The following is a 24,774-nucleotide window of genomic DNA, read 5'->3' as shown; positions in this document are numbered from 1 at the left end:
GGCTTGGCAGAAGCGTGCTACGAACGTCTGTGTATTAGTACAGGCGAACGGCGCGGCGCTGCTCGCGCTGAACTTTCTTGGCGTGACGCTTAACAGCGGCTGCTGCTTTACGCTTACGCTCAGAAGTTGGCTTCTCGTAAAATTCGCGGCTACGAACTTCGGCCAGTACACCGGCTTTTTCGCAGGAGCGCTTGAAACGACGCAGAGCTACGTCGAAGGGTTCGTTCTCTTTAACTTTGACGGCTGGCATCCAGAGCTACCTTCTTTCATTACCGGGATCAACGTTCTCGTCGCAAAAAATTCGCGGCTGAGGTCGTCGGTTTTTAAGGGTTGCGGATGTTAACCCCTCATTGACCGGAATGCAAAGCCTCTGATCGAAAACCGCTAGTCGGGAGGGGGAGTGGCGACTATTATGCGCGCCTTCGAATTTAGCCTCTACAAGGCGCAAACCCATGCTAGTACTGGGACTTGAAACCTCCTGCGACGAAACCGGTGTCGCACTTTACGACAGTGAACGCGGGCTTTTGGCCGATGCACTGTTCAGTCAGATCGACCTGCATCGTGCCTATGGCGGCGTGGTGCCGGAGCTGGCCAGCCGTGATCACGTCAAGCGTATGTTGCCGTTGATTCGTCAGGTGTTGGACGAGGCCGGTTGCGTGCCGACCGAGATCGACGCGATTGCCTATACCGCAGGCCCTGGATTGGTCGGAGCCCTTCTGGTTGGGGCCTCTTGCGCCCAGGCGCTGGCGTTTGCCTGGGGCATTCCGGCCCTCGGTGTGCACCACATGGAAGGCCATTTACTGGCGCCAATGCTGGAAGAAAACCCGCCGCAGTTCCCGTTCGTCGCTTTGTTGGTTTCAGGGGGGCATACGCAGCTGGTTCAGGTCGACGCAATCGGTCAATACACGCTGTTGGGCGAGTCGCTGGATGACGCCGCCGGCGAAGCGTTCGACAAGACCGCGAAGATGATGGGCCTCAATTACCCCGGCGGACCGGAGATCGCCCGCCTCGCCGAAAAAGGCGTTGCTGGTCGTTATACCTTCCCGCGTCCGATGTGCGATCGCCCTGGTTTGATGTTCAGTTTCAGCGGCTTGAAAACCTCTGCGCTCAATACCTGGCAGCACAGTGTCAGCGCCGGGGACGACAGTCAGCAAGCCCGTTGCGACATCGCGCTGGCGTTCCAGCAGGCCGTGGTGGAGACTTTGACCATCAAGTGCAAGCGTGCCCTGAAACAGGCAGGCATGAAGCGACTGGTGATCGCTGGCGGCGTCAGCGCCAACAAGGCGCTGCGCAGTTCACTGGAAAAAATGCTCGGCGATATGAAGGGCGATGTGTTCTACGCCCGCCCTGAGTTCTGTACCGACAATGGCGCGATGATCGCCTATGCCGGTTGCCAGCGCTTGCAGGCGGGGCAGCACGAAAGTCTGGCAATCAGCGTGCAGGCGCGCTGGCCGATGGAGCAACTGCCGCCTTTGTAGGCTGTTGTAGGGCTGCAACGTGAGAAGTACTCATCGACGGTATTTAAAAATGCCGTTCGCGCCCGGCAAACAGGTCGCGTAGATTGCCCCGGTGACGCCAGACGATCAGCAGTGTCAGCACGCTCATCGGCAACAGCGCCGCGGGTTCCTGCCAGGCCAGCAAGGGCAGGGTGAGCGGCGTGGCGATCAGAGCCGCCAGTGAGCTGGTGCGGGTCAGGTAGAACGTCAGCAGCCAGGCGAGTACCGCCAGCAATGCTGCCGGTGGGTAGATCCCCAGCAGCATGCCGGCTGCCGTAGCGACACCTTTGCCGCCGCGAAAGCGGAAGTACAGTGGAAACAGATGGCCGAGGACGGCGCACACGCCCACCCAGGCCTGCTGTTGCAGGGTCAGGCCGACGAGGCTGGCGATCAGCACGGGCAGCAAACCCTTGCACAGATCGCCCAGCAGCGTCAGGACGGCGAGCTTCTTGCCGGCCAGGCGCAACATATTGGTGGCGCCGGCATTGCCTGAGCCACTCATTCGCGGGTCGGGGTTTCCCGTCAGGCGGCTGAGCAAAATGGCGAAGGACAGCGAGCCGAGCAGGTAGGCGAGAATCGCCAGTGACCAAAACATGCTAACTATTCCGGGCGAGGACGCCCTGATTCTAACGGGGCATCGCGCCCTTGTCGTGCTGCGGAGAAGAGCTTGGACAGAGTGTTTATCGAAGGCCTGGAAGTCGACACCGTGATCGGGGCCTACGACTGGGAGCGCGGAATCCGCCAATGCCTGCGCCTGGACCTGAGCTTCGCATGGGATAACCGCCCGGCGGCTGCGGGTGACGACCTGAGCCTGGCTCTGGATTACGCCAGCGTGTCCGCGCGTATCCAGGCCTTTGCCGAGCAGTCCCAGTACCAACTGGTGGAAACCTTTGCCGAGCGCCTGGCCGAAGTGCTGATGAGTGAATTCCAGATTCCCTGGCTGCACCTCAAGTTGACCAAGCCCGGCGCCGTACCGGCCGCAACGGGCGTGGGCGTGGAGATCGAGCGCGGATGTCGCTAACGCAGATTTACCTTGGCCTCGGCAGCAATATCGAGCGCGAGCCCCATTTGTGCGCCGGACTTGATGCGCTGGCGAGCTTTCTGACCGACTTGCGCTGCTCGGCGGTGTTCGAAAGCCAACCAGTGGGCATCAAGAGTGGGCCGTTTTTCAATTTAGTAGTGTCGGCCTATACCGACCTGCCGTTGAGGGAGCTGGATCGTCGTCTCAAGCTCATCGAAGCCGACAATGGTCGTTATGCTCCAGATCGCAAGGGCTTGCCGTTGGATATCGACGTGCTGCTGTACGGCGAAATGGTGGGTGATTTCGACGGTTTGATCCTGCCCCGCGCAGAGATCCTGAAAAACGCCTTCGTGTTGTGGCCGCTGTCGATGATGGCGCCGGACCGGGTGCACCCTGAGGTGGGCAAAACCATGGCTGAGCTGTGGCGTGATGCGCACATCGACCAAGTGCTGGCGCCTGTTGCATTTGAGTGGCAGGGCCAGCAATTGACATCGAGCGCGCTCCTAATTCGATAGGGCGCGTTCTGCCTTGTAGGCTTGCAGCGCCTTGAGCCGTTCGCGCTTCAAGGCCTCGCCCAGCTCAGGGCCTTTGAAACCTCTCTCCAGCAGTGGCGCTACGGCCACTTCACGCGCTGTCGTTGCTGCGCCGCGCAAATAATCTGCCTGTGGATAACTGCGTTGCTCAAGGCCCTTGCGGCCCCGAGCATCCATTTCACAGCTCACCACAAACTCCTCAAAGCGCTGCGGTCGGCGATAGACGTCAAAACTTTGCAGCAACTCCAGCAGTGTCGAGGCTTTCAGCTCCAGCGCTCGATGGCCGTGGGTGTGATATTGACCCACCAACAGCGCCAGTTCCTGGCAATCCCTTGGCACTTTGAAGCGCTCGTTGACCGCCTTGATCAGCTTCAAACCCCGATGCTCGTGGGCGATGTGCTGCGGCAACTTATCCACAGGCGTCAGGCCTTTGCCCAGGTCATGAAGCAGGCAGGCCCAGCGCACGGTGAGTGGCTGCTTGTGCAGTGCGGACTGCTCCAGCACGCTCAACGTGTGCACGCCGGTGTCGATTTCGGGGTGATGGGCTTCGGGCTGCGGTACTCCAAAAAGGGCATCCACTTCCGGCATCAGGGTTTTCAGTGCGTCACAGTCGCGCAGTATCTGAATAAACACCTGGGGCTGATCTTCCATCAGCGCCCGGGAGATTTCTTTCCAGCTGCGCTCCGGCGTCAGGGCTTCCAACTCTCCTGACTCGCTGAGTTGACGCATCAGTTCCAGGGTCTGCGGTGCCACCGTAAAACCCAGGTGTGCATAGCGCGCAGCAAAACGTGCAACGCGCAGAATTCGCAGGGGATCTTCGGCAAACGCGGGGGAAACGTGGCGAAGAATGCGCGCTTCGAGATCGCGCTGGCCGTGATAAGGGTCGGTCAGGTTGCCTTCATCGTCTTCTGCCATTGCATTGATGGTCAGGTCGCGACGGATCAGGTCTTCTTCCAGCGTAACTTCGGGGCTGGCGTGAAACACAAATCCGCCGTAACCCCGGCCGCTCTTGCGCTCGGTACGGGCCAGGGCGTATTCGTCGCCGTTTTTGGGATCGAGGAAGACCGGGAAGTCGGAGCCCACCGGCTTGAAGCCTTTGGCCAGCATCTCTTCGGTGGTGGCGCCGACGACCACGCGGTCGATGTCGGTAACCTTGATGCCCAGTAAGCGGTCACGCACGGCGCCGCCGACTTTATAGATTTTCATGAAAAAGCCTCCATTAGCGGCACAGGATACCGCCTGTGCCGGACCAATGGAGGCTTTGCCGTTTCAGAGATGCACGACGGCCAGGTCCAGGCGGCCGTAGTCGTTGTCGTTGTGATCGCTGCGCGGTGGCACATGGTGAGTCTTCATCACCTGATCGCCCTGCAGGGTTTCCAGATGGATGTCGAAGCCCCACAGCCGGTGCAGATGCTTGAGTACTTCCTCGGTGGATTCGCCCAGCGGCTTGCGGTCATGTTGCTGGTGACGCAAGGTCAGCGAGCGGTCGCCACGCACATCGATGCTGTAGATCTGCACGTTGGGCTCGCGGTTGCCCAGGTTGTACTGCGCGGCCAAGGTTTCACGGATGATGCGGTAGCCAGGCTCATCGTGGATGGCCGGGACGACCAAGTCATCCTTGAGGTCGTCATCAAGGATGCTGAACAGCTTGAGGTCCCGGATCACTTGGGGTGACAGGTACTGCAGGATGAAGCTCTCGTCCTTGAAGCTGCTCATGGCGAACTTGATGGTAGACAGCCAGTCAGTGCCGGCGATTTCCGGGAACCAGCGGCGGTCTTCTTCGGTGGGGTGTTCGCACATGCGTCGGATGTCGCGGTACATGGCAAAGCCCAAGGCATAAGGGTTGATGCCGCTGTAATACGGGCTGTCGAAGCCAGGTTGGAACACCACGCTGGTATGAGACGTGAGGAACTCCATCATGAAGCCATCGGTGACCAGGCCTTCGTCGTACAGGTCGTTCATCAGCGTGTAGTGCCAGAACGTCGCCCAGCCTTCGTTCATCACCTGGGTTTGGCGTTGTGGATAAAAGTACTGGGCGATCTTGCGCACGATGCGCACGATTTCCCGTTGCCATGGCTCCAGCAGCGGCGCGTGTTTTTCCAGGAAATACAGGATGTTTTCCTGAGGTTCGGCGGGGAAGCGTGCGTTGTCCTTGTCGCTGTTCTTCCCAGCTTTTTTAGGAATGGTGCGCCACAGGTCGTTGATCTGCTTTTGCAGATGCTCCTCGCGCTCCTTCTGGCGCAGGCGTTCCTCCTCTGCGGAAATCGGGTAGGGGCGTTTGTAGCGGTCGACCCCGTAGTTCATCAGGGCATGACAGGAGTCGAGCAAGTCTTCTACCGCATCGATGCCGTGGCGCTCCTCGCACTGCATGATGTACTGCTTGGCGAACACCAGGTAGTCGATGATCGAGCTGGCATCGGTCCAGGTGCGGAACAGGTAGTTGCCCTTGAAAAAGCTGTTATGCCCATAGCAGGCGTGAGCCACTACCAAAGCCTGCATGCAGATGGTGTTTTCTTCCATCAGGTAGGCAATGCACGGGTCGGAGTTGATCACGATCTCGTAGGCCAGGCCCATCTGGCCTCGGGTGTAGGATTTCTCGGTGCTGAGGAAGTGTTTGCCGTAGGACCAATGGTGATAACCCAGCGGCATGCCGACGGACGCGTAGGCATCCATCATCTGCTCGGCGGTAATCACTTCGATCTGGTTGGGGTATGTGTCCAGGGCATAACCCGCCGCGATCCGGCTGATTTCCCGGTCATAGGCCTGGATCAGTTCAAAGGTCCACTCGGAGCCGGTGGAAATGGGTTGGCGCTTAGTCTCTTTTTTGGCGGTCATGTCACTAACCTGCGCTGGAAGAGTTCACGGAAGACCGGGTAGATATCGCCGGCCGAGACCAGTTGCTGCTGGGCGAACGTGTCGGCAAAGGCTTCGCCGATGCGCTCGTATTCGAACCACAGGGCCTGGTGCTCACGGGGGGTGATTTCGACGTAGGTGTAATACTGCACGAACGGCATGATCTGGTTGATCAGGATGTCGCGGCAAATGGGGGAGTCATCGTTCCAGTTGTCGCCGTCCGAGGCTTGGGCGGCGTAGATGTTCCACTCGTTGGCCGGATAGCGCTCGGCCATGATCTCCTGCATCAGCTTCAGGGCGCTGGACACGATGGTGCCGCCGGTTTCCCGCGAGTAGAAGAACTCTTCTTCGTCGACTTCCCGGGCGCTGGTGTGATGGCGGATGAACACGACGTCGATCTTGTCGTAATTGCGCTTGAGGAACAGGTACAGCAGGATAAAGAACCGCTTGGCGATGTCCTTGGTGGCCTGGGTCATGGAGCCGGAGACGTCCATGAGACAAAACATCACCGCCTTGGAACTGGGGTTGGGTTGTTTGACCAGCAGGTTGTATTTCAAGTCGAAGGTGTCGAGGAAGGGCACGCGGTGAATACGCGCGCTGAGTTTCTCGATTTCCGCCTCGATTTCCTGAATATCGCCGAAATTGTCAGGTTCTTCGCGCTTCAAACGCGCCAATTCTTCCTTGGCTTCCTTCAGTTTGGCGCGGCTGCTCCCCGACAGGGCGATGCGCCGCGCATGGGCCGAACGCAGGGTACGGATGATATTGATCCGTGACGGGTTGCCCTCGTTGCTGATACCCGCTCGCACGGTCTTGAAGGTGTCGGTACCCGTCAGGTTGCGTTTGACCAGGTTGGGCAGTTCCAGGTCCTCGAACATGAATTCGAGGAATTCTTCCTGGGTGATCTGGAACACGAACTCATCCATGCCTTCGCCGGAGTTGCCGGCCTTGCCCGGACCTTTGCCGCCCGCACCGCCTTGGGGCCGCTGGATATGTTCGCCGGTGGTGAATTCCTTGTTGCCTGGGTGCACGACGGTCTGTTTGCCGCCGCGACCGTGGTGCAGCACCGGTTCGTCGATGTCCCGTCCGGGGATGCTGATTTGCTCGCCATGTTCCATATCGGTAATGGAACGGCGGCTGACGGCCTCTTCAACGGCCTTTTTGATGTGGTCACGGTAACGCCGCAGGAAACGCTGGCGGTTTACCGTGCTCTTGTTCTTGCCATTGAGGCGTCGGTCGATCACATAGCTCATGGGGAGCCCTCCGGGCAGCTTCACGTTACAAGCTTCAAGCCGCGAGCTGGAAGCTTAGAGACAAGCGGTCAGCTGCCAGGCCAACTGCCTGGCAGTGAACGCTTGCCGCTGCCTTACTGTGATTTACGAACCCGCAGGTACCACTCGGAGAGCAGCCGTACCTGTTTGTCGGTGTAGCCACGCTCGACCATTCGTGTGACGAAGTCGTTGTGTTTTTGCTGATCCTCCTTGCTGGCCTTGGCGTTGAAGCTGATGACCGGCAGCAGGTCTTCGGTGTTCGAGAACATTTTCTTCTCGATGACCACCCGCAGCTTCTCGTAGCTGAGCCAGGTCGGGTTCTTGCCGTTGTTGTTGGCGCGGGCGCGCAGGACGAAGTTGACGATTTCGTTGCGGAAATCCTTCGGATTGCTGATGCCGGCCGGTTTCTCGATTTTCTCCAGTTCCTCGTTGAGGGCGACGCGGTTGAGAATCTCGCCGGTTTCCGGGTCGCGGTATTCCTGGTCCTGGATCCAGAAGTCGGCGTACAGCACGTAGCGGTCGAAGATGTTCTGGCCGTACTCGCTGTAGGACTCCAGGTACGCAGTCTGGATTTCCTTGCCGATAAACTCGATGTAGCGCGGTGCCAGGTATTCCTTGAGGAAGCGCAGGTAGCGTTCGCGGGTTTCCGCCTGGAACTGTTCCTGTTCGATCTGCTGTTCCAGTACATAGAGCAGGTGCACCGGGTTGGCGGCGATCTCGTGCGGGTCGAAGTTGAAGACTTTGGACAGGATCTTGAACGCAAAGCGTGTCGACAGGCCGTTCATGCCCTCATCCACGCCCGCCGTGTCGCGGTATTCCTGGATCGACTTGGCTTTAGGATCGGTGTCCTTGAGGTTCTCACCGTCGTACACGCGCATCTTCGAGTAAATATTCGAGTTCTCCGGCTCCTTGAGGCGCGACAGCACGGTGAACTGGGCGAGCATCTTCAGGGTGTCGGGTGCGCAATGGGCCTTGGCCAGGGAGCTGTTGAACAGCAGTTTGTCGTAGATCTTGATCTCATCGCTGACCCGCAGGCAGTACGGCACCTTGACGATATAAATCCGGTCGATGAAGGCTTCGTTGTTCTTGTTGTTGCGAAAGGTGTGCCATTCCGATTCGTTGGAGTGGGCCAGCAGAATCCCGGTGAACGGAATCGCGCCCAGGCCTTCGGTGCTGTTGTAGTTACCTTCCTGGGTCGCGGTCAGCAGTGGGTGCAGCACCTTGATCGGTGCCTTGAACATTTCCACGAACTCCATCAGGCCCTGGTTGGCCCGGCACAGTGCGCCAGAGTAGCTATAAGCGTCGGCGTCGTTCTGCGGGAATTCTTCGAGTTTGCGGATATCGACCTTGCCCACCAGCGCGGAAATATCCTGGTTGTTTTCGTCACCCGGCTCGGTCTTGGCCACGCCGATCTGGTTGAGGATCGACGGGTAGAGTTTCACCACACGGAACTGGCTGATGTCGCCGCCAAATTCAGCCAGGCGCTTGGTGGCCCAGGGCGACATGATGGTGTTGAGGTAGCGTCGTGGGATGCCGAAGTCTTCTTCGAGGATCGCGCCATCTTCTGTGGCGTTGAACAGGCCCAGTGGCGACTCGAAGACCGGCGAGCCCTTGATCGCGTAAAAGGGCACTTTCTCGATCAGCTGTTTGAGCTTTTCGGCCAGGGACGACTTGCCACCGCCGACGGGACCGAGCAGGTAAAGGATCTGTTTCTTCTCTTCCAGGCCTTGGGCGGCATGGCGGAAATAGGAGACGATCTGGTCAATGCATTCTTCCATTCCGTGGAAGTCTTCAAAGGCCGGGTAGCGGCGGATCACCTTGTTGGAAAATATTCGCGACAGGCGCGAATTGTTCGAGGTGTCTACCAGCTCCGGCTCGCCAATTGCCAGCAGCAGGCGTTCGGCGGCAGACGCGTAGGTGCTGCGGTCCTTTTTGCACAGCTCTAGATACTCTTGAAGCGTGAGTTCTTCCTGCTGTGTGGACTCGAAGCGTTGTTGGAAGTGGCTAAAAATACTCATGACGTCGTCACCTCGCTCGATACGTGGAGCCGACGTCGGATCAATCAGTCGATGCTGGCAGCCATTGGCAATCGCCAACGGCTGTTTTCCCCCCAGAACACCCTAAACCCTACCGATGACCCGCACGCCGGTGTACCGGCTCTCCCCTGATTCGGATGGCCTGCGCTTAAGGATAGTTCGGAATCCGGGAGGTCAAGGCGCGATACGCAATTAGTTTGCCTGCGCCGTTCGTCAGAAACGGCGCGAGCCCAAGCGTCACGCGGGGTAGCGGGGTTTGAAAAAAATTATTGCGAATCGCCCGAGGAAATTTCCTTAGGATAGGTCGTACGCCACAGCTCAAAACCACCGTCCAGGCTGTAGACGTCGGAGAAACCCTGGCTGATCAGGTAGGCGGCGGCGCTCTGGCTGGAGTTGCCGTGGTAGCAGGCCACGATCAGCGGCGCGTCGAGGTCGGCCGCACGGATGAAGTCGGCGATGTTGACGTTGTCCAGGTGCTGGGCGCCGGTGATGTGAGCAGCCGCGTAGGTCGGCTGGTCACGAATGTCGACGACTACCGCACCTTGCTCGCGCAAGGCCTGGGCTTGTTCGGGAGGGATACGTTTGAATTCGCTCATGGCGGGCTCCTATGGCTTTATGGCGGCCGGCTGTGTAGTGGGAGGGGAGGACTGGCATTGGCAGCTGTGGCGCTCGCCCGTGTCGATGTTCATCAGGGTCATGGCGCCACCCCACACGCAACCGGTGTCGAGGGCGAACACGCCGGGTTCATTGCACTTGCCTTCCAGGGCGGCCCAGTGCCCGAAGATGATCTTGGTGTCACGGGTCTTGCGTTCCTTGTGGGCGAACCAGGGCTTGTAGCCGGGCAGGGCGGTGTCGGCGCCTTCCTTGCTCTTGAGGTCCAGCTTGCCCTCGGCGGTGCAGAAACGCATGCGCGTGAAGTAGTTGGTGATCACCCGCAGGCGGGCGACGCCGGTCAGGTCGTTGTCCCATTTCACCGGTTCGTTGCCGTACATGCCGTCGAGGTAGGCGGTGTACAGGCTGTCGTCGGCCAGGGCGCTTTCAACTTCAGCGGCGCACTTGAGGGCCTTCTTCAGTGTCCACTGCGGCGGGATACCCGCATGCACCAGGGCCATGTTGCGGCCTTCGTCGTAATGCATGATCTTTTGCCGACGCAGCCAGTCGAGTAACTCGGCCCGGTCGGGAGCTTCGAGGATTTCCCGTAGCGTGTCGCCCTTTTTCAGGCGCTCGATATTGTTGCCGGCCGCCAGTAGATGCAGGTCGTGGTTGCCGAGTACGCATACCAGGGAATCACGCAGGCTATATAAGTAGCGCAGGGTATCCAGTGACTCGGGGCCGCGATTGACCAGGTCACCGACCAACCAAAGCCGATCGTTGGCCGGATCGAAGGCCACGCGCTCAAGCAGGCACTTGAGCGGTTCCAGGCAGCCCTGCAGGTCACCGACCGCGTAGGTCGCCATCAGTGCAGGGCTCCCGGTACGGCAAGGCGAAACGGCTTGATGATGGCGTCGAACAGTTGGCCGTCAGTGGCTTTCATCTGATACGAGCCTTGCATGGTGCCGACCTTGGAGGTCATCACCGTGCCGCTGCTGTAGGTGTGGCTGGCGCCAATGTCGATCAACGGCTGCTGGCCAACCACGCCTGCGCCGCGTACTTCTTCGACCTGGCCGTCACCGTCGGTGATCACCCAGTGGCGTGACAGCAACTTGGCCGGCACGAGCCCGTTGTTCTTCACCGTGATGGTGTAGGCAAAGGCAAAGCGGTTGTGTTCAGGTTGCGATTGGTCCGCCAGGAAGCGGGTGACGACGCTGACGTCGATCTGGTAGCGAGGATCGGACATGCAAGAGGCCTTAAAAGCAAAAGCGGAGGACAGCAGATGCGGATCAGTCTAGGCCAAGAGGTGGGCACTAGGCCAGACATGTGTCTGGCCATGCCTGGGTGCTTCAGTCGGCGGCTGGCGCAGGCTGGATGGCAAGCTGGTCGGCCAGGCGCACAAACGCGGCGAGGTCCAGTTGCTCGGGGCGCAGGCTGCCGTCGACGCCGGCGGCTTCGATTTCGGCGTTGCTCAGCAGGGCTTTGAGCGTGTTGCGCAGGGTTTTGCGGCGCTGGTTGAACGCCTCGCGCACCACGCGCTCCAGCAACTTGTGATCCTTGGCCGGGTGCGGCAGAACGGCATGTGGCACCAGGCGGACGATGGCCGAGTCGACCTTAGGTGGCGGATTGAATGCACCTGGACCTACGTTAAACAGGTGTTCAACACGGCAGTGGTACTGAACCATGATCGACAGACGGCCCCAGTCACCACCGCCAGGGCCTGCGGCCAGGCGCTCCACCACTTCTTTCTGCAGCATGAAGTGCATGTCGCGGATAATCCCGGCGTTGTTCAGCAGGTGGAAAATCAGCGGCGTAGAGATGTTGTACGGCAGGTTACCGACCACGCGCAGGCTGTTGGGCGCGGCGTTGAGGGAGTTGAAGTCGAACTTCAGTGCATCGCCCTGGTGCAGGTTGAAGTTGGATTTGCCGGCGAACTGCTGGTTCAGGATCGGGATCAGATCCTTGTCCAGTTCAACCACGTCCAATTGGCCCCCGCTGGCCAGCAGGCCTTGGGTCAGTGCGCCCTGGCCTGGGCCGATTTCCAGCAGGCGGTCTTCGGGCTTGGCATGGATGGAGCGCAGGATGCGGTCGATCACGCCGGCGTCGTGCAGGAAGTTTTGCCCGAAACGCTTGCGCGCCCGGTGTTGGTAATGCTCAGTCATATACGGGTCTCGGCCATCTGATAGGCGGTTTCCAGGGCCACGTGCAGGCTGCCGGTATCGATCTTGCCGCTGCCCGCCAGGTCCAAGGCAGTGCCATGGTCGACGGACGTGCGGATGATCGGCAGGCCCAGTGTCACGTTGACGGCGGCGCCGAAGCCTTTGTATTTCAGCACCGGCAGCCCCTGGTCATGGTACATCGCCAGCACTGCGTCGCAGTGCTCCAGATATTTGGGGGTAAACAGAGTGTCCGCTGGCAGTGGGCCACGCAGGTCCATGCCTTCTTGGCGCAGACGCTCCAGGGTTGGTTCGATGATGTCGATTTCTTCATGGCCCAGATGACCGCCTTCACCGGCATGGGGGTTGAGCCCGCAGACCAGGATGCGCGGTTGGGCGATGCCGAATTTTTGCTGCAGATCGGCGTGCAGGATGCGCGTGACGCGCTCCACGCGTTCAGCGGTGATTGCGTCGGCAATCTCACGCAGCGGCAGGTGCGTGGTCACCAGTGCGACCCGCAGGCCGTGCGTTGCCAGCATCATCACGACTTGTTCGGTGTGGGTCAGTTCAGCGAGGAATTCGGTGTGGCCGGAAAAGGCGATGCCGGATTCGTTGATCACACCCTTGTGTACCGGGCCGGTAATCATGCCTGCGAAGTCGCCGTCGATGCAGCCTTGCCCGGCTCGGGTCAGGGTTTGCAGCACAAATGCCGCATTGGCTTTGTCCAGTTGCCCGGCAATCACCTTGGCTGCAAGTGGGGTATCCCACACATACAGGCTACCGGCTGGCGCCGGCAGGTCGGGCCAGTTGCCCGGTGCCACGTCCAGCAAGTTGACGGCCACACCCAGTTGCGCGGCCCGCTCAATGAGCAGGTCGCGGCTGGTGATGGCAATCAGGGGGTGTGGCTGGGGCTGCGAGGCGAGCAGCAGGCACAGGTCTGGACCTATACCGGCCGGCTCGCCGGGTGTTACCGCGAAACGCTGGGGTTTCACTGTGCTGCCTGGTCGGTGCCTGTTTGCTCGGCGCCTGGCAGCTTGTTTTCCACGTAGGCTTCGTCACGGATCTGACGCAACCACGTTTGCAGCTCTTCGTCGTATTTGCGGTTACGCAGTACGTTCAGTGCTTGTTGCTCGCGGGCCTGGCTGGTGTTGTCGGTGGCGCGACGGCCAAGGACTTCCAGTACATGCCAGCCATATTGGGTCTTGAACGGCTTGGACAGCACGCCCTGTGGTGTATCGGCCATCACCTGCTGGAACTCCGGCACCAGGGCTTTCGGGTCGATCCAGTTCAGGTCGCCGCCGTTGAGGGCCGAACCAGGGTCTTCCGAAAAGCTTTTGGCCAGGGTGGCGAAGTCTTCACCGCCTTCGATGCGGTCGTAGATCTTCTGGGCCAGTTCCTTGGTTTGTGCTTCGGTGCGGATCTCGCTTGGTTTGACCAGGATATGACGAACATGCACTTCGTCTTTCAGCGAGGTCTCGCCACCGCGACGTTCCAGCAACTTCAGGATGATGAAACCGCCTGGGGTGCGCGCTGGCTGGGTGATACCACCCACTTCCATGGCGCTCAGCTCGCGGTCAAACGGAGGTGGCAACTGAGCAGCTTTACGCCAGCCCATGTCGCCGCCTTCAAGAGCGTTGTCGCTGCCGGACTGGGCAATTGCCATCTGGGCAAAATCTGCACCCGCCTTCAGGCGCTCATAAATGGCCTGGGTCTTGGCGGCGGCGGCATTGAGCTGCTCGGAGTTGGCACTGTCCGGGGTCGGGATCAGGATATTGGCCAGGTGCAGTTCTTCGGAAAGCTGCATCTTGCCCAGGTCCGACGCCAGGAAGTTCTTCACTTCCTGTTCGGACACCTGAACCCGCTCGGCCACCCGGCGCTGACGCACACGGCTGATGATCATCTCGCGGCGGATCTGGTCACGGGCGTCTTCATAGGAGAGACCGTCGTGAGCCAGGGCGGCGCGGAACTGATCGATGCTCATGTTGTTGCGTTGCGCAATGGTGCCAACGGCCTGGTTCAGCTCTTCGTCCGAAATGCGGATGCCGGAGCGGTCGCCGATCTGCAGTTGCAGGTTTTCAACGATCAGACGTTCCAATACCTGTTGGTCCAAGACGCTGGTAGGCGGCACACCACCGCCACGCTTGGCGATGGTTTGCTGAACTTCCTTGACGCGTTGGTCCAGTTGGCTCTGCATGATCACGTCGTTATCGACGATGGCCACAACCTTGTCCAGCTGTTGAACCGCAGCGTGTGCCGATGCGGTCCCCAGGAACAGTGCGCCCAGCACTAGCGGGCGCAGACAATCAGAAAGCTTGGTCTTCACGTTCACGATAACCTTCAATGCCTTTGTCGAGGAAGCTCTCTACCTTGGCGCCGGTCAGGCCGCCGAGTCCTTTGAGGACGATTTGCAGGAAGAGCCCGTGGTCACCCTTTTCGTTCAGCGGGGCGATCTGGCTGTATTCGTCGTTGGAAACCCAGTAACGGTTGATGACGCGCAGTTTCCAGCAGCAGTTGTCGTACTCGAAACCACCGAAGGCTTCCAGGGTACGGTTGCGTGCGTAGTCATACTGCCAGCGGGTGATCAGGTTCCACTGAGGAATGATCGGCCACATCATCGAGAAATCGTGTTGTTGGATTTTGTAGTAATCCTTCACGTAGTTCGCCGAGCCTGGTGTGCCGTAGTCGCCACCGAACTGCCATTTACCGGTCAGCTGGTTGTAGACGACCTGGTCGTTACGATAGCGATAACCGACGTTGATGATCTTGTTCGGGTTGTCTTCCGGCTGGTAATGAAGCATCGCGCTGCCGGAGCGAGGGCTGTGCTCCTCGGTGTCCCAGTTGTAGTCGGCAGTGGCGCGCCAGTCACGGTTGAAGCGGAACTCGTAGTCCAGGGCAACCGGCGATACGTCAGACTGTGCATCGGCACGGTCGGCAGCCAGGACACCTGGAAGTTGCACTTCACGGTCCTTGAAATACAGCGCCTGGCCCACGGCCACACGTTGACGCTCGAAGCCGTTTTCTTCGATCCAGCGGCTGGTCACGCCAAGGGACAGCTTGTTTTCGTCGCCGATACGGTCGGAGCCGCTGAAGCGGTTGTCGCGGAACAGCGACGCGTAGCTGAAGGAGGTTTCGCTGGTGTCGAACACCGGAATATCGCTTTGGTCCTTGTTCGGTACGTACAGGTAGAACGCACGCGGCTCAAGGGTCTGGCGATAGTCTTTGCCGAACCAGTTGGTATTGCGGTCGAAATACAGGCCGCTGTCTACGCTGGCTACAGGAATTGCACGGTCCTGGGAGCTTTTGAACGTGCCACCGTTATATTGGGTGCCAGCTGTCGCCGCTGCAGCTTGTGCAGCGATGATGTCGTTCTTGCCTTTGTTGTCCAGGTCAAGATCGTACTTGGTGTAGACGTACTTGAGCTTCGGCGTCACAAAGCCGTAGGTCCAGTTCATCGGGTAGGAGACGGCTGGCGCCACGTTCAGGCGAGTACCATTTGCACGGGTCAGGCCGTTGACGTAAGTGTCCAGGCGACGCTCGGAATCACCATTTTCGTTGATGAAGTTGCCGCTTTCCAGGCTGCGTTCAAACCGAACTGCTTCGGTCTCGTAGCTGAAGTTCAAACCACCTGGGTGGTAGGGCAACTGACCATTGAAGGTGATCTGAGGCAGTCGGTCGTAAGGCGTGATCTGGGAGATCGTGGCCAGCTGATAAGCCTGGACATTCAAGCGCGCCTGGAAGGAGTCGCCGCGATAACTCACGGAACCCTGCTGGTTGACGTAGTCCTGGCTCTCGACACCTTCCTGGTAGGACTTGAGGTCCTGAAAGTAATAAGGGTCGCTGATCTTTGTGTAGTCGACCTGGGTCAGTACACGCGAATCCAGCCCACCTTTATGCTGCCAATTGAGCATATAGCGGGTTTTTTCGTAATCGGTCTGCAGCTTGCGTTCGTCGTTGTCGTCGTTGAGGTACGCGCCGCCGAACTGGCCTTCGCTGGACTTGGTGAGGTAGCGGAATTCGCCTTCCATCATCATGCCGCGCTTGGTCATGTATTGCGGGTACAACGTGGCGTCGTAGTTAGGCGCCAGGTTGAAGTAATACGGCGTGACCAGGGTGAAGCCGGTTTCGCTGCCGGTGCTGAAGCTCGGCGGCAGGAAGCCGGACTGACGACGATCGTCGATCGGGAAATAGATATACGGGGTATACAGGATCGGGATGTTCTTGATCCGCAACGTCGCGTTGGTGGCGGTACCGAAACCGGTGGCCGGGTTCAACGTGATGTTGTTGCCCCTGAGTTGCCAGGCGTTGCTGTCCGGCTCGCAGGTGGTGTACGTACCGTCCTTGAGACGGATGATCGCGTTTTCGGCACGCTTGGCGTACAGCGCGTTACCGCGGATACGTGACTTGTGCATTACGTATTCGGCGTTGTCGATCTGCGCCGCACCCGTGTCCAGCTGAACCTGGGCGTGGTCGCCGACGATCAGTGCACCGTTGTCGCGCAGTCGTACGTTGCCGTTCAGCTCGCCGCGGCTTTCCGCCTGGTACAGGCTGGCTTCTTCGGCTTCAAGCTGCATGCTGCCCTGACGCATGACAACGTCACCGGCCAGGGTTGCGACTTGTTGTTCCTGCTCGTAACGAGAGGCCTTGGCACCGATGAAGGTGGGCGCATCGCTCTTGTTCGTCTTGTCGTTCATGCCAGGACGATTCGGCTCGATGTACGCACCGCCGCAATAAGGACCGGTTTCGGCCAGCTGGGCTGCGGTCAACTTTTCGCGAGGTACCCAGTCCAAGTGGCTGTAATCGGCGCTGCGCGAGCGCAGGCCACGGCCCTTGGATTCGGTGACCAGTGCAGTCTTGGGTTCGGCCGCGGCACTGCCACCAGCATCGGCCTGCGCCGTGCTGTTGGCCGAGCTGACGGCAGCGCCGTCATGCACCGGGCGCGGTGGCAACGGGGCAGCGGCGGTTTTCGGCGCGCAATCCCAGGCACCCGAAGCAGAGACTGAGCAGTCATACTGTTCCGCGGCGACCACGAATGAGGTGGCGAAGGGTTGCATAGCCAGCAGACTGCCGGTTACCAGCAACGGAAATTTTCTACGAAACGCGGGGGATTTCAATGCCATCTTATTAGTCCGGGCTTCCTGCGTGCCATCTGCCCGCGGTTTGGGCCGCACGCCTCTCGATGGTCTGAAAAAGATGCGTGATAATAAAGCATGCCCCGCTTGACGGCTAGCGCCGTCGGAGACCCTTGTAATGCCCGAGCAAGATCTACGTTTACAACAGCTGGAAGTCTGGCTGGATGAGCAGTTGCCGATCCTTTTCAACGCTCAGGACTGGGGCCCCGTACCCCCGGCCACATTGACTGCGGCCAGCAGCGACGCGAGTTTCAGGCGTTACTTCCGTTGGGAAGGCGGCGGCCGGACTTTCGTGGTAATGGACGCGCCGCCCCCCCAGGAAAACTGCAAACCCTTCGTCGATATCGCCCATTTACTGGCGAAGTCGGGCGTAAATGTTCCAAAAATTTATGCAGAAGATCTGCCGCGCGGCTTTCTTTTGCTCAATGACCTTGGCAGAAAAACCTACCTGGACGTGATTGACGAGCAAAACGCCGATCAACTCTTTGCCGACGCCATCAATGCCTTGCTGGCGTTCCAACAGTTGCCGATGGAGGCGCCGCTGCCCAGTTATGACGTCGCTTTGTTGCGCCGCGAGCTGGAACTCTTCCCCGAGTGGTACATACGCCGCCATCTGGGCGTCGAGTTGGATGCACAACAACAAGACCTTTGGCAGCGTGTCAGCGACCGCCTGATCGACAGCGCCCTGGCGCAACCCAAAGTGCTGGTGCACCGCGACTACATGCCGCGCAACCTGATGATCAGCGAGCCGAACCCCGGCGTGCTGGATTTCCAGGACGCGGTCTACGGCCCTGTCACCTACGACATTACCTGCCTGTTCAAGGACGCCTTCCTCAGCTGGCCCCAGGGGCGCGTGCGTGAATGGCAGCGCGGCTATTGGGAGCGTGCAGGCCAGGCTGGCATCCCGGTGCACGGGGATTTCGATGACTTCCTGCGTGCCAGCGACCTGATGGGCGTGCAGCGCCACCTCAAGGTCATCGGCATCTTCGCGCGCATTTGCCATCGCGACGGCAAGCCGCGCTACCTGGCCGACGTGCCGCGTTTCTTTACTTATATAGAAGCGGTGATCGCGGATCGTCCGGAGTTGAGCGAATTGGCTGAGTTGCTCACCAGCCTGCGCCAACCCGCTGAGGCAATGGTATGAAGGCCATGATCCTGGCCGCCGGCAAAGGCGAGCGGATGCGTCCGCTCACCTTGCACACGCCCAAGCCGCTGGTGCAGGCCGGCGGCAAGCGGCTGATCGAATATCACCTGGAGGCGCTGGCCAAGGCTGGTTTCACCGATATCGTGATCAACCACGCCTGGCTCGGTCAGCAGATCGAGAGCTACCTGGGGGATGGCGCACAGTTTGGCTTGCGCATCCGCTACTCCCCGGAGGGCGAACCGCTGGAAACCGGTGGCGGGATTTTCCGGGCGTTGCCGTTGCTGGGGGATGAGCCTTTCCTGGTGGTCAATGGCGATATCTGGACCGATTACGACTTCACCCCACTCAATCGGCCGCTCAAGGGCCTGGCCCATTTGGTGATGGTCGACAACCCGGCGCATCACCCTTCGGGCGGTGATTTCTACCTGGATCAGGGTCTGCTTCATGATGCGGCGCCCGGTGCCGATAACCTGACCTTCAGTGGCATTTCAGTGCTCGACCCTCAATTGTTCGCGGGTTGCAGCGCCGGTGCCTTCAAGCTGGCGCCTCTATTGCGCGAGGCCATGGCTAAAGGTTTGGTAACGGGGGAACACATGGCGGGACGCTGGATTGATGTCGGCACGCTGGAGCGCCTGGCGCAAGTCGAAACCCTGCTGACAGCGGGGCAGTAGCATGTTGTGGCCAGGGACGCTGATCGGCGCCGGGGCTGGCTTCGCCATTGCCAGTATTCCGGGGGCCTTGTTGGGTGCATTGCTGGGCCAGGCCCTGGACCGTCGAATGCAACTGCACAGCTGGGCTCAGCTGCGCGAGCGCATGGGTGGTCGTCCGGTGCTGCGCAATGATGAGTTGTTGTTTGTATTGCTCGGGCGCCTAGCCAAAAGCAACGGGCGCGTGGTGGACGGGCATATTCAGCAGGCGCGACAGGAGATGCGTTCGCTGGACATGACCGAGTCCGCGCAGCGCCGCGCGATTGCCGCGTTCAATCGGGGTAAGTCCGGCTCAGACCGTGTGCGCAGTTATCTGCGTGTGCTCAAGGCCCAGCCCCATGCAGCGGAAGGTGTGTTGCGCGCCTGTTGGCGGATGGTCTGGGCGGACGGCAGGGCGGATGACGCCGAGCGCGACCTGATCGACTTGTGGGGCAAGTGGTTGGGCTGGACACCGCAGCAGCTCAAGGCCTTGGCGGCGGACTACACACCCGAGCGCAAGACGCTGGTCAATCGCGGCGGCAGTTATCAGGACGCGCTGCGCTTGCTCGGTGTAACCGCCACCACCGAACCGTCGGTCATCAAGCGTGCCTACCGTCGGCTGCTCAGCCGCCACCACCCGGATAAAGTCGCCGGCGGTGGCGCCACCCCTACGCAAGTGCATGAGGCCACCGAGCGCACTCGCGAGCTGCACAACGCCTATGCGCTGATTCGTGAGCGCCGGGATTTTCGTTAGATTCACGGATAACCATAAACCAATGTGGGAGGGGGCAAGTCCCTTCCCTCATTGGGTATGTGCTGTTCCTCAGTCGGTGCTGGCCTGCGGGCTCAACCATCCGCGAATCCTGCGATACAACTGCTCCTGTTCCGCAGCGCTGTTGCCGGGCAAGGTCTTCAGTGACACCTGCTTGTAGCCATCGTTCTTCAATCGCTTGGCTGCCTGGGCACGGGCCTGGGCGTTTTTGCGTGCCTGTGCGTTGTCCTGATAGTAGACATCGGCAGTCGGCAGTTTCAGTCCGGGCGCCAGTTGCTGCACGTCCGGATGACGCCCGTTAGGCGTCTGCGCCGCGACCATCACAAACTTTTGCACTTGAGACGGCTGTTTCTCGCTCAGGTAACGTGCAGCCCACCAGGCGCCAGTGCCATGGCCCACCAGCACCACACTGCGTGCGCTCTGGGTCTGGGCAAAGGCCACGGCCGCGTCAATGCGGTCAAAGATGCGCGAGGCGTCGGTCTTGTCTTGCTCGTCGACACCCGGCACCACTGACGGATCGGTGCCTTCGGCTTCGGCGCTGGCGGCTTGTTCGATCGGTTTGTCGGCGGTGCTCGCGTCCTTGCTGCTGGTGTCGACGGTGGCCTTGGGCGCTTCCATCACGCGCGGCGGCAGGGTGTCGACGCTCACATCCGGCAACGACAGGCTGAGACTGCCCCAATTGGCGTCCGGCAATTTGCGTCGCAACGGGCCGATTGCTTGCGGCCAGTCAGCACTTTCACCGCTGCCGGGTACGATAATCACCACGCCTTCGGGTTCGGCGCTGTTGGCCGGTTTCCACAGGGCGAGGAATGAGTCGCTGCCGGCCTGCAGCTGTTGCTGTTCCTGCTGCGGTATCGTGCGCTCCAGCGCGCTGGCGTCTTCCTGGCTGCGCTCAAGCAGGGGTTGGCGCTCGACAGGTTTTTCGGCAGCCGGCGCGGGGGCGTCAGCAGCCTGTACAGAAAAGGCACTGGTAAACAGCAGCGACAGGCACAATGCTGGCAGTGCCGAACGGTTTCGATAGGGCATCGTTGATTTCCGGCCAGAAGAGATTCCAGCAGCCTAAAGGGTTGGTCAGTTTTTGTCAGTGATGTGAGACGTGGATCATGGGTTTTCGCTGTCTGCTGGTTATCGGCTGTTTGTGCGTCGCCTTGATCGCAAACGCCTCCCCCGCGCCTGCCGCCCCGCAGGCGCAGCTCACTGCGCAGCAGCGCGAATGGCTGGCCCGGCACCCGGAGTTGCGGGTGGGCGTGGTGCTGCAAGTGCCCTACGCGCAGTACGACCGGCGCCTGCAGCGCTTGTCCGGGGCCAATGTGGAGTTGATGCAATCGCTGGCCAAGGCGCTGAATATCGAGCTGACCTGGCGCAACTTCCCTAACCAGGAGCAACTGGATACCGCCGTCCGCGATGACGAAGTGGACATCGCCCCCGGCCTGCAACAAACCCCGGCTGGTTTGCGCCTGTGGTTATTCAGCGACCCCTATATGCGCGTGCCCCAGCATATCGTCGGCGTCCGCGAGGGCGGCGGCGCGGTGGAGCTGGAAAAACTCGACGATCAGTCCCGCGTTGCCGTGCGCATGCCCAGCGCGGTGGCCGATTACCTGCGCAGCACTTATCCGAGCCTCAACCTGCAAGGCGTGCCCATCGAGCGCCAAGCCTTGCAGTTGTTGGTCAGCCAGCAGGCACGTTATGCCGTGGTGGATGAAGCGCAATTGAGCCGACTGTCTGGCGAGGCCGAGTTCGCCGGCCTGGCGGTGGTGGGGGACATCGGTCTGCCGCAATTGCTGCGGGTGGCCACGCGCAGGGATTGGCCCGAACTGGCGGGCATCATGGAAAGTGCCCTGGCCGCTATCCCCGCCCGCGACCTGGATCAACTGCACAGCCGTTGGCTGCAACCCAAATACCCACGGTTATCGGAGTCGCCTGGGCTGTGGCAGAACCTCAGCCTGTTGCTGAGCCTGCTGCTGCTCGCCAGTCTGGCGACCGTGTTCTGGCAGCGCCGCCAGCAACGCGTGCTCGAACATGGACTGCTGGCTGCGCGGGAAGAAAGCGCCGCCCGCGCCGCGGGTGCGCAAGCGCTGCGGTTGACGCAGTTTTCCATCGACCAAAGCACCGTCGGCATCCTATGGGTCAATTGGGACAGCCATGTGCGCTACGCCAACCACGCCGCCGAAAGCATGCTCGGTTACGCCCCGGGTGCGCTGATCGAGCGCCCGCTCGTCGACCTCGACCCGACCCTGGACATGGACCGTTGGCTCAACCTGTGGAAGCGCGCACGAGCCAGCGAAGAGGGGCCGCAGAACTTCGCCACTGATTGTTTACGCGCCGACGGCAGCATCCTGCCGGCCAACGTGTCCTTGAGCTTTCTGCGGTTTGCCGAGGCCGAGTACCTGGTGGTCTACCTGAACGATGTCACCGAGTTGCGCCGCACGCTGGCCGCGTTGATGCAAAGTGAAGCGCAACTGCGCGAACTCTCGGCCCACCTGGAAACCGTGCGCGAAGAAGAAAAAGCCCGCATCGCCCGGGAGGTTCACGATGAGCTCGGGCAGATGCTCACCGTGCTCAAGCTGGAAACCTCCATGTGCGAGTTGGCCTATGCGCAACTGGACCCCGGCCTGCACGAGCGCTTGAACAGCATGAAGCGCCTGATCGCTCAACTGTTCCAACTGGTGCGGGACGTCGCGACGGCGCTGCGCCCACCGATTCTCGACGCCGGCATCGCCTCCGCGATTGAATGGCAGGCCCGACGCTTCGAAGCGCGCACGCAGATTCCCTGCCTGGTTCAGGTGCCGGATAACCTGCCGGCCCTGAGCGACGCCAAGGCCATCGGCCTGTTTCGTATCCTTCAGGAAGCGCTGACCAACGTGATGCGCCATGCCCAGGCGCATACTGTGGAGCTGACCCTGGCCATAGAAGGCACGGATTTGCGGCTGACCATCAGCGACGACGGGGTCGGTTTCGTCCAGCCTGAAGGCCGTGCGGTATCGTTTGGCCTGGTCGGTATGCGCGAGCGCGTGTTGATCATGGGCGGGCAATTGAACCTGCACAGCGAGTTGGGGGAGGGCACTACCCTGAGTGTGACGGTGCCGCTGGATGCATAACACCAAGAGGAAATTCCTGTGATCCGTGTACTGGTAGCCGAAGACCACACCATTGTTCGTGAAGGCATCAAGCAACTGATCGGCCTGGCCAAAGACCTGCTGGTGGTGGGGGAGGCGAGCAATGGCGAGCAGTTACTGGAGACCTTGCGCCACGTACCGTGCGAGGTGGTGTTGCTGGATATCTCGATGCCCGGCGTCAACGGCCTGGAAGCCATTGCCCGGATCCGTGCATTGAGCAACCCGCCGGCGATCCTGGTGCTGTCGATGCACGATGAAGCGCAAATGGCTGCCCGCGCCCTGAAGGTCGGCGCCGCTGGTTACGCGACCAAGGACAGCGACCCGGCGCTGTTGCTCACGGCGATTCGCAAGGTCGCGGCGGGCGGGCGCTACATCGACCCGGATTTGGCGGACCGTATGGTCTTCGAAGTCGGCCTCACCGATGCCCGGCCGTTGCACTCGCTGCTCTCGGAGCGTGAGTTTTCGGTGTTCGAGCGCCTGGCTCAAGGCGCCAACGTCAATGACATCGCCCAGCAGCTGGCGCTGAGCAGCAAGACCATCAGCACCCACAAGGCGCGCTTGATGCAAAAGCTCAATATCACCTCCCTGGCTGAACTGGTGAAGTACGCCATGGAACACAAGCTGTTGTGACGACATGCCTGTTTGCGACCTGCTTTAAACCGCGCTGACGCGATGCCCGGCGCTTCGCACCACAGCACTGTTCCATTCCCGCCATCCGTGTAGGGCAATCCCTACCCCCAACCTTCCATCCGGCTGATGCAATTCTCTCCTGGCCCCCGATTTCCGGGGCCTCGCGCCTGGACTACGCTTGTGCCACAGCAGTCCAAAACACAAAGGTGCGGGTATGAGCGAGGTGGATTCAAATGATGTGCTGGTCAGCTTTCGTGGCGTGCAGAAGAGCTACGACGGCGAGAACCTGATCGTCAAAGACCTCAACCTGGAAATTCGCAAGGGCGAGTTCCTCACCTTGCTCGGGCCTTCCGGTTCGGGCAAGACCACCAGCCTGATGATGCTCGCGGGCTTTGAAACGCCGACCGCCGGTGAAATCCAGCTGGCCGGGCGTTCCATCAACAACGTGCCGCCGCACAAGCGCGACATCGGCATGGTGTTCCAGAACTATGCGCTGTTCCCGCACATGACCGTGGCCGAGAACCTGGCGTTTCCCTTGTCTGTACGCGGTTTGAGCAAGACCGACGTCAGCGAGCGGGTCAAGCGTGTGCTGAGCATGGTCCAGCTCGACGCCTTCGCCCAGCGCTACCCGGCACAACTGTCTGGGGGCCAGCAACAGCGTGTGGCCCTGGCCCGTGCGCTGGTGTTCGAACCGCAATTGGTGCTGATGGATGAACCCCTCGGCGCTCTCGACAAACAACTGCGCGAACACATGCAGATGGAGATCAAGCACCTGCACCAACGCCTCGGCGTGACCGTGGTGTACGTGACCCATGACCAGGGTGAAGCCCTGACCATGTCCGACCGAGTGGCGGTGTTCCACCAGGGCGAGATCCAGCAGATCGCCCCGCCGCGCACCCTGTATGAAGAACCGAAGAACACTTTTGTCGCCAATTTCATCGGCGAGAACAACCGTCTCAGTGGTCGTCTGCACAGCCATACCGGTGACCGCTGCGTGGTCGAGTTGGCGCGGGGCGAGAAGGTCGAAGCGCTGGCGATCAACGTCGGCCAGATCGGTGGCCCGGTCACGCTGTCGGTACGTCCGGAACGGGTCAGTCTCAATGGCTCCAGCGAAAGCTGCGTCAACCGCTTCTCCGGGCGGGTGGCGGAATTCATCTACCTGGGCGACCACGTGCGTGTGCGCCTGGAAGTCTGCGGCAAGGCCGATTTTTTTGTGAAACAACCGATTGCCGAGCTGGACCCAGCCCTGGCGGTCGGCGACGTGGTACCGATTGGCTGGCAAGTCGAGCACGTTCGCGCACTCGACCCACTTCTAGAGGCGAATTGATCGCCCCCATGGCTTC

Annotated in this window: 23 protein-coding genes; 9 read left to right on the top strand and 14 right to left on the bottom strand. The window is 60.4% G+C overall.

Annotated features, from left to right (window positions below):
• Positions 1-34: 34 nt before the first annotated feature.
• Entirely contained in the window at positions 35-250 is a 216-nt protein-coding gene (rpsU, locus tag AB3G88_RS25750) for a 30S ribosomal protein S21 (RefSeq protein ID WP_002551877.1), read from the bottom strand.
• Between the two features lie 202 nt (positions 251-452).
• Between rpsU and tsaD the strand changes: the two genes are divergently transcribed.
• Positions 453-1,478 carry a tRNA (adenosine(37)-N6)-threonylcarbamoyltransferase complex transferase subunit TsaD gene (gene tsaD / locus AB3G88_RS25745; protein WP_099585679.1) on the top strand — a complete coding sequence of 342 codons (1,026 nt, stop codon included), beginning with the start codon at positions 453-455 and terminating at the stop codon, positions 1,476-1,478.
• 43 nt (positions 1,479-1,521) lie between these two features.
• Here the strand turns inward: tsaD and plsY are convergent, their stop codons facing one another.
• On the bottom strand, positions 1,522-2,091 hold the full coding sequence (gene plsY, locus AB3G88_RS25740; protein ID WP_099585678.1) for a glycerol-3-phosphate 1-O-acyltransferase PlsY: 570 nt from the start codon (positions 2,089-2,091) through the stop codon (positions 1,522-1,524).
• Positions 2,092-2,163: 72 nt separating this feature from the next.
• On the opposite strand from plsY, the gene folB reads away from it, so the two are divergent.
• On the top strand, positions 2,164-2,517 hold the full coding sequence (gene folB, locus AB3G88_RS25735) for a dihydroneopterin aldolase (protein WP_099585677.1): 354 nt from the start codon (positions 2,164-2,166) through the stop codon (positions 2,515-2,517).
• Entirely contained in the window at positions 2,508-3,032 is a 525-nt protein-coding gene (gene folK, locus AB3G88_RS25730; RefSeq protein ID WP_480452204.1) for a 2-amino-4-hydroxy-6-hydroxymethyldihydropteridine diphosphokinase, read from the top strand. The genes folB and folK overlap by 10 nt, the downstream gene beginning before the upstream one ends.
• On the opposite strand, the gene AB3G88_RS25725 is transcribed toward folK, so the two are convergent.
• The 11 genes from AB3G88_RS25725 to AB3G88_RS25675 all read right to left on the bottom strand — a co-directional run bounded on the left by AB3G88_RS25725 (position 3,021) and on the right by AB3G88_RS25675 (position 17,071).
• Positions 3,021-4,256, bottom strand: a complete 1,236-nt coding sequence (locus AB3G88_RS25725) for a multifunctional CCA addition/repair protein (RefSeq protein WP_480452202.1) — start codon at positions 4,254-4,256, stop codon at positions 3,021-3,023. The two genes, folK and AB3G88_RS25725, sit on opposite strands and share 12 nt — an antisense overlap.
• Before the next feature lie 63 nt (positions 4,257-4,319).
• Positions 4,320-5,885, bottom strand: a complete 1,566-nt coding sequence (locus AB3G88_RS25720; RefSeq protein ID WP_099585674.1) for a SpoVR family protein — start codon at positions 5,883-5,885, stop codon at positions 4,320-4,322.
• The gene (locus AB3G88_RS25715; RefSeq protein ID WP_480452199.1) at positions 5,882-7,153 is read right to left on the bottom strand and encodes a YeaH/YhbH family protein; all 1,272 of its coding nucleotides are present in this window, start codon (positions 7,151-7,153) and stop codon (positions 5,882-5,884) included. Before AB3G88_RS25715 ends, AB3G88_RS25720 begins: the two co-directional genes overlap by 4 nt.
• Before the next feature lie 113 nt (positions 7,154-7,266).
• Positions 7,267-9,189, bottom strand: a complete 1,923-nt coding sequence (locus AB3G88_RS25710) for a PrkA family serine protein kinase (protein WP_017739508.1) — start codon at positions 9,187-9,189, stop codon at positions 7,267-7,269.
• A 284-nt stretch (positions 9,190-9,473) separates the two neighbouring features.
• Complete coding sequence (glpE, locus tag AB3G88_RS25705; RefSeq protein WP_099585672.1) at positions 9,474-9,803, bottom strand: thiosulfate sulfurtransferase GlpE; 330 nt, start codon at positions 9,801-9,803, stop codon at positions 9,474-9,476.
• A gap of 9 nt (positions 9,804-9,812) precedes the next feature.
• A complete protein-coding gene (locus AB3G88_RS25700) occupies positions 9,813-10,664 on the bottom strand; it encodes a symmetrical bis(5'-nucleosyl)-tetraphosphatase (RefSeq protein ID WP_112192571.1) in 852 nt (283 codons plus the stop codon).
• Complete coding sequence (apaG, locus tag AB3G88_RS25695; RefSeq protein WP_099585670.1) at positions 10,664-11,044, bottom strand: Co2+/Mg2+ efflux facilitator ApaG/CorD; 381 nt, start codon at positions 11,042-11,044, stop codon at positions 10,664-10,666. Before apaG ends, AB3G88_RS25700 begins: the two co-directional genes overlap by 1 nt.
• A 103-nt stretch (positions 11,045-11,147) precedes the next feature.
• Entirely contained in the window at positions 11,148-11,960 is an 813-nt protein-coding gene (gene rsmA, locus AB3G88_RS25690) for a 16S rRNA (adenine(1518)-N(6)/adenine(1519)-N(6))-dimethyltransferase RsmA (protein WP_099585669.1), read from the bottom strand.
• Positions 11,957-12,946 carry a 4-hydroxythreonine-4-phosphate dehydrogenase PdxA gene (gene pdxA, locus AB3G88_RS25685; RefSeq protein ID WP_480452194.1) on the bottom strand — a complete coding sequence of 330 codons (990 nt, stop codon included), beginning with the start codon at positions 12,944-12,946 and terminating at the stop codon, positions 11,957-11,959. Before pdxA ends, rsmA begins: the two co-directional genes overlap by 4 nt.
• The gene (locus tag AB3G88_RS25680) at positions 12,943-14,283 is read right to left on the bottom strand and encodes a peptidylprolyl isomerase (RefSeq protein ID WP_480452192.1); all 1,341 of its coding nucleotides are present in this window, start codon (positions 14,281-14,283) and stop codon (positions 12,943-12,945) included. The genes pdxA and AB3G88_RS25680 overlap by 4 nt, the downstream gene beginning before the upstream one ends.
• Positions 14,258-17,071, bottom strand: coding sequence for an LPS-assembly protein LptD (locus AB3G88_RS25675; RefSeq protein ID WP_480452190.1), 2,814 nt, complete (start codon positions 17,069-17,071; stop codon positions 14,258-14,260). The genes AB3G88_RS25680 and AB3G88_RS25675 overlap by 26 nt, the downstream gene beginning before the upstream one ends.
• A gap of 130 nt (positions 17,072-17,201) precedes the next feature.
• Here AB3G88_RS25675 and AB3G88_RS25670 point away from each other — a divergent pair, with 130 nt between their 5' ends.
• The 3 genes from AB3G88_RS25670 to AB3G88_RS25660 are packed head-to-tail and all read left to right on the top strand — an operon-like array spanning position 17,202 to position 19,667.
• A complete protein-coding gene (locus AB3G88_RS25670; RefSeq protein WP_400528961.1) occupies positions 17,202-18,227 on the top strand; it encodes an aminoglycoside phosphotransferase family protein in 1,026 nt (341 codons plus the stop codon).
• On the top strand, positions 18,224-18,898 hold the full coding sequence (gene murU / locus AB3G88_RS25665) for an N-acetylmuramate alpha-1-phosphate uridylyltransferase MurU (protein WP_191946855.1): 675 nt from the start codon (positions 18,224-18,226) through the stop codon (positions 18,896-18,898). Before AB3G88_RS25670 ends, murU begins: the two co-directional genes overlap by 4 nt.
• Position 18,899: 1 nt before the next feature.
• The gene (locus AB3G88_RS25660; RefSeq protein ID WP_099585663.1) at positions 18,900-19,667 is read left to right on the top strand and encodes a TerB family tellurite resistance protein; all 768 of its coding nucleotides are present in this window, start codon (positions 18,900-18,902) and stop codon (positions 19,665-19,667) included.
• Positions 19,668-19,736: 69 nt separating this feature from the next.
• Here AB3G88_RS25660 and AB3G88_RS25655 read toward each other — a convergent pair whose 3' ends face one another.
• Positions 19,737-20,711 (bottom strand): alpha/beta hydrolase family protein, encoded by a 975-nt coding sequence (locus AB3G88_RS25655; RefSeq protein ID WP_099585662.1) that lies wholly within the window; start codon positions 20,709-20,711, stop codon positions 19,737-19,739.
• Positions 20,712-20,788: 77 nt separating this feature from the next.
• On the opposite strand from AB3G88_RS25655, the gene AB3G88_RS25650 reads away from it, so the two are divergent.
• The 3 genes from AB3G88_RS25650 (at position 20,789) to AB3G88_RS25640 (ending at position 24,758) form a co-directional block, all read left to right on the top strand.
• The gene (locus tag AB3G88_RS25650; RefSeq protein WP_480452186.1) at positions 20,789-22,783 is read left to right on the top strand and encodes a PAS domain-containing sensor histidine kinase; all 1,995 of its coding nucleotides are present in this window, start codon (positions 20,789-20,791) and stop codon (positions 22,781-22,783) included.
• 18 nt (positions 22,784-22,801) lie between these two features.
• The gene (locus AB3G88_RS25645) at positions 22,802-23,431 is read left to right on the top strand and encodes a response regulator (protein WP_032883847.1); all 630 of its coding nucleotides are present in this window, start codon (positions 22,802-22,804) and stop codon (positions 23,429-23,431) included.
• Positions 23,432-23,645: 214 nt separating this feature from the next.
• Complete coding sequence (locus tag AB3G88_RS25640; protein WP_480452183.1) at positions 23,646-24,758, top strand: ABC transporter ATP-binding protein; 1,113 nt, start codon at positions 23,646-23,648, stop codon at positions 24,756-24,758.
• Positions 24,759-24,774: the final 16 nt, after the last annotated feature.

Source organism: Pseudomonas arvensis, from assembly GCF_056688935.1.
The sequence above is the reverse complement of the archived record's forward strand: the minus strand, read 5'-3'. Positions and strand labels throughout refer to the sequence as shown.

Excerpts from the sequence above, each read along its gene's own strand:
- AB3G88_RS25710 (WP_017739508.1), bottom strand. The coding sequence starts at position 9,189 with ATGAGTATTTTTAGCCACTTCCAACAACGCTTCGAGTCCACACAGCAG.
- apaG (WP_099585670.1), bottom strand. The coding sequence starts at position 11,044 with ATGTCCGATCCTCGCTACCAGATCGACGTCAGCGTCGTCACCCGCTTC.
- folK (WP_480452204.1), top strand. The coding sequence starts at position 2,508 with ATGTCGCTAACGCAGATTTACCTTGGCCTCGGCAGCAATATCGAGCGC.
- AB3G88_RS25675 (WP_480452190.1), bottom strand. The coding sequence starts at position 17,071 with ATGGCATTGAAATCCCCCGCGTTTCGTAGAAAATTTCCGTTGCTGGTA.
- AB3G88_RS25655 (WP_099585662.1), bottom strand. The coding sequence starts at position 20,711 with ATGCCCTATCGAAACCGTTCGGCACTGCCAGCATTGTGCCTGTCGCTG.
- AB3G88_RS25725 (WP_480452202.1), bottom strand. The coding sequence starts at position 4,256 with ATGAAAATCTATAAAGTCGGCGGCGCCGTGCGTGACCGCTTACTGGGC.
- murU (WP_191946855.1), top strand. The coding sequence starts at position 18,224 with ATGAAGGCCATGATCCTGGCCGCCGGCAAAGGCGAGCGGATGCGTCCG.
- glpE (WP_099585672.1), bottom strand. The coding sequence starts at position 9,803 with ATGAGCGAATTCAAACGTATCCCTCCCGAACAAGCCCAGGCCTTGCGC.
- plsY (WP_099585678.1), bottom strand. The coding sequence starts at position 2,091 with ATGTTTTGGTCACTGGCGATTCTCGCCTACCTGCTCGGCTCGCTGTCC.
- AB3G88_RS25715 (WP_480452199.1), bottom strand. The coding sequence starts at position 7,153 with ATGAGCTATGTGATCGACCGACGCCTCAATGGCAAGAACAAGAGCACG.
- AB3G88_RS25670 (WP_400528961.1), top strand. The coding sequence starts at position 17,202 with ATGCCCGAGCAAGATCTACGTTTACAACAGCTGGAAGTCTGGCTGGAT.
- AB3G88_RS25700 (WP_112192571.1), bottom strand. The coding sequence starts at position 10,664 with ATGGCGACCTACGCGGTCGGTGACCTGCAGGGCTGCCTGGAACCGCTC.
- AB3G88_RS25640 (WP_480452183.1), top strand. The coding sequence starts at position 23,646 with ATGAGCGAGGTGGATTCAAATGATGTGCTGGTCAGCTTTCGTGGCGTG.
- AB3G88_RS25650 (WP_480452186.1), top strand. The coding sequence starts at position 20,789 with ATGGGTTTTCGCTGTCTGCTGGTTATCGGCTGTTTGTGCGTCGCCTTG.
- AB3G88_RS25660 (WP_099585663.1), top strand. The coding sequence starts at position 18,900 with ATGTTGTGGCCAGGGACGCTGATCGGCGCCGGGGCTGGCTTCGCCATT.
- AB3G88_RS25720 (WP_099585674.1), bottom strand. The coding sequence starts at position 5,885 with ATGACCGCCAAAAAAGAGACTAAGCGCCAACCCATTTCCACCGGCTCC.
- tsaD (WP_099585679.1), top strand. The coding sequence starts at position 453 with ATGCTAGTACTGGGACTTGAAACCTCCTGCGACGAAACCGGTGTCGCA.
- rpsU (WP_002551877.1), bottom strand. The coding sequence starts at position 250 with ATGCCAGCCGTCAAAGTTAAAGAGAACGAACCCTTCGACGTAGCTCTG.
- rsmA (WP_099585669.1), bottom strand. The coding sequence starts at position 11,960 with ATGACTGAGCATTACCAACACCGGGCGCGCAAGCGTTTCGGGCAAAAC.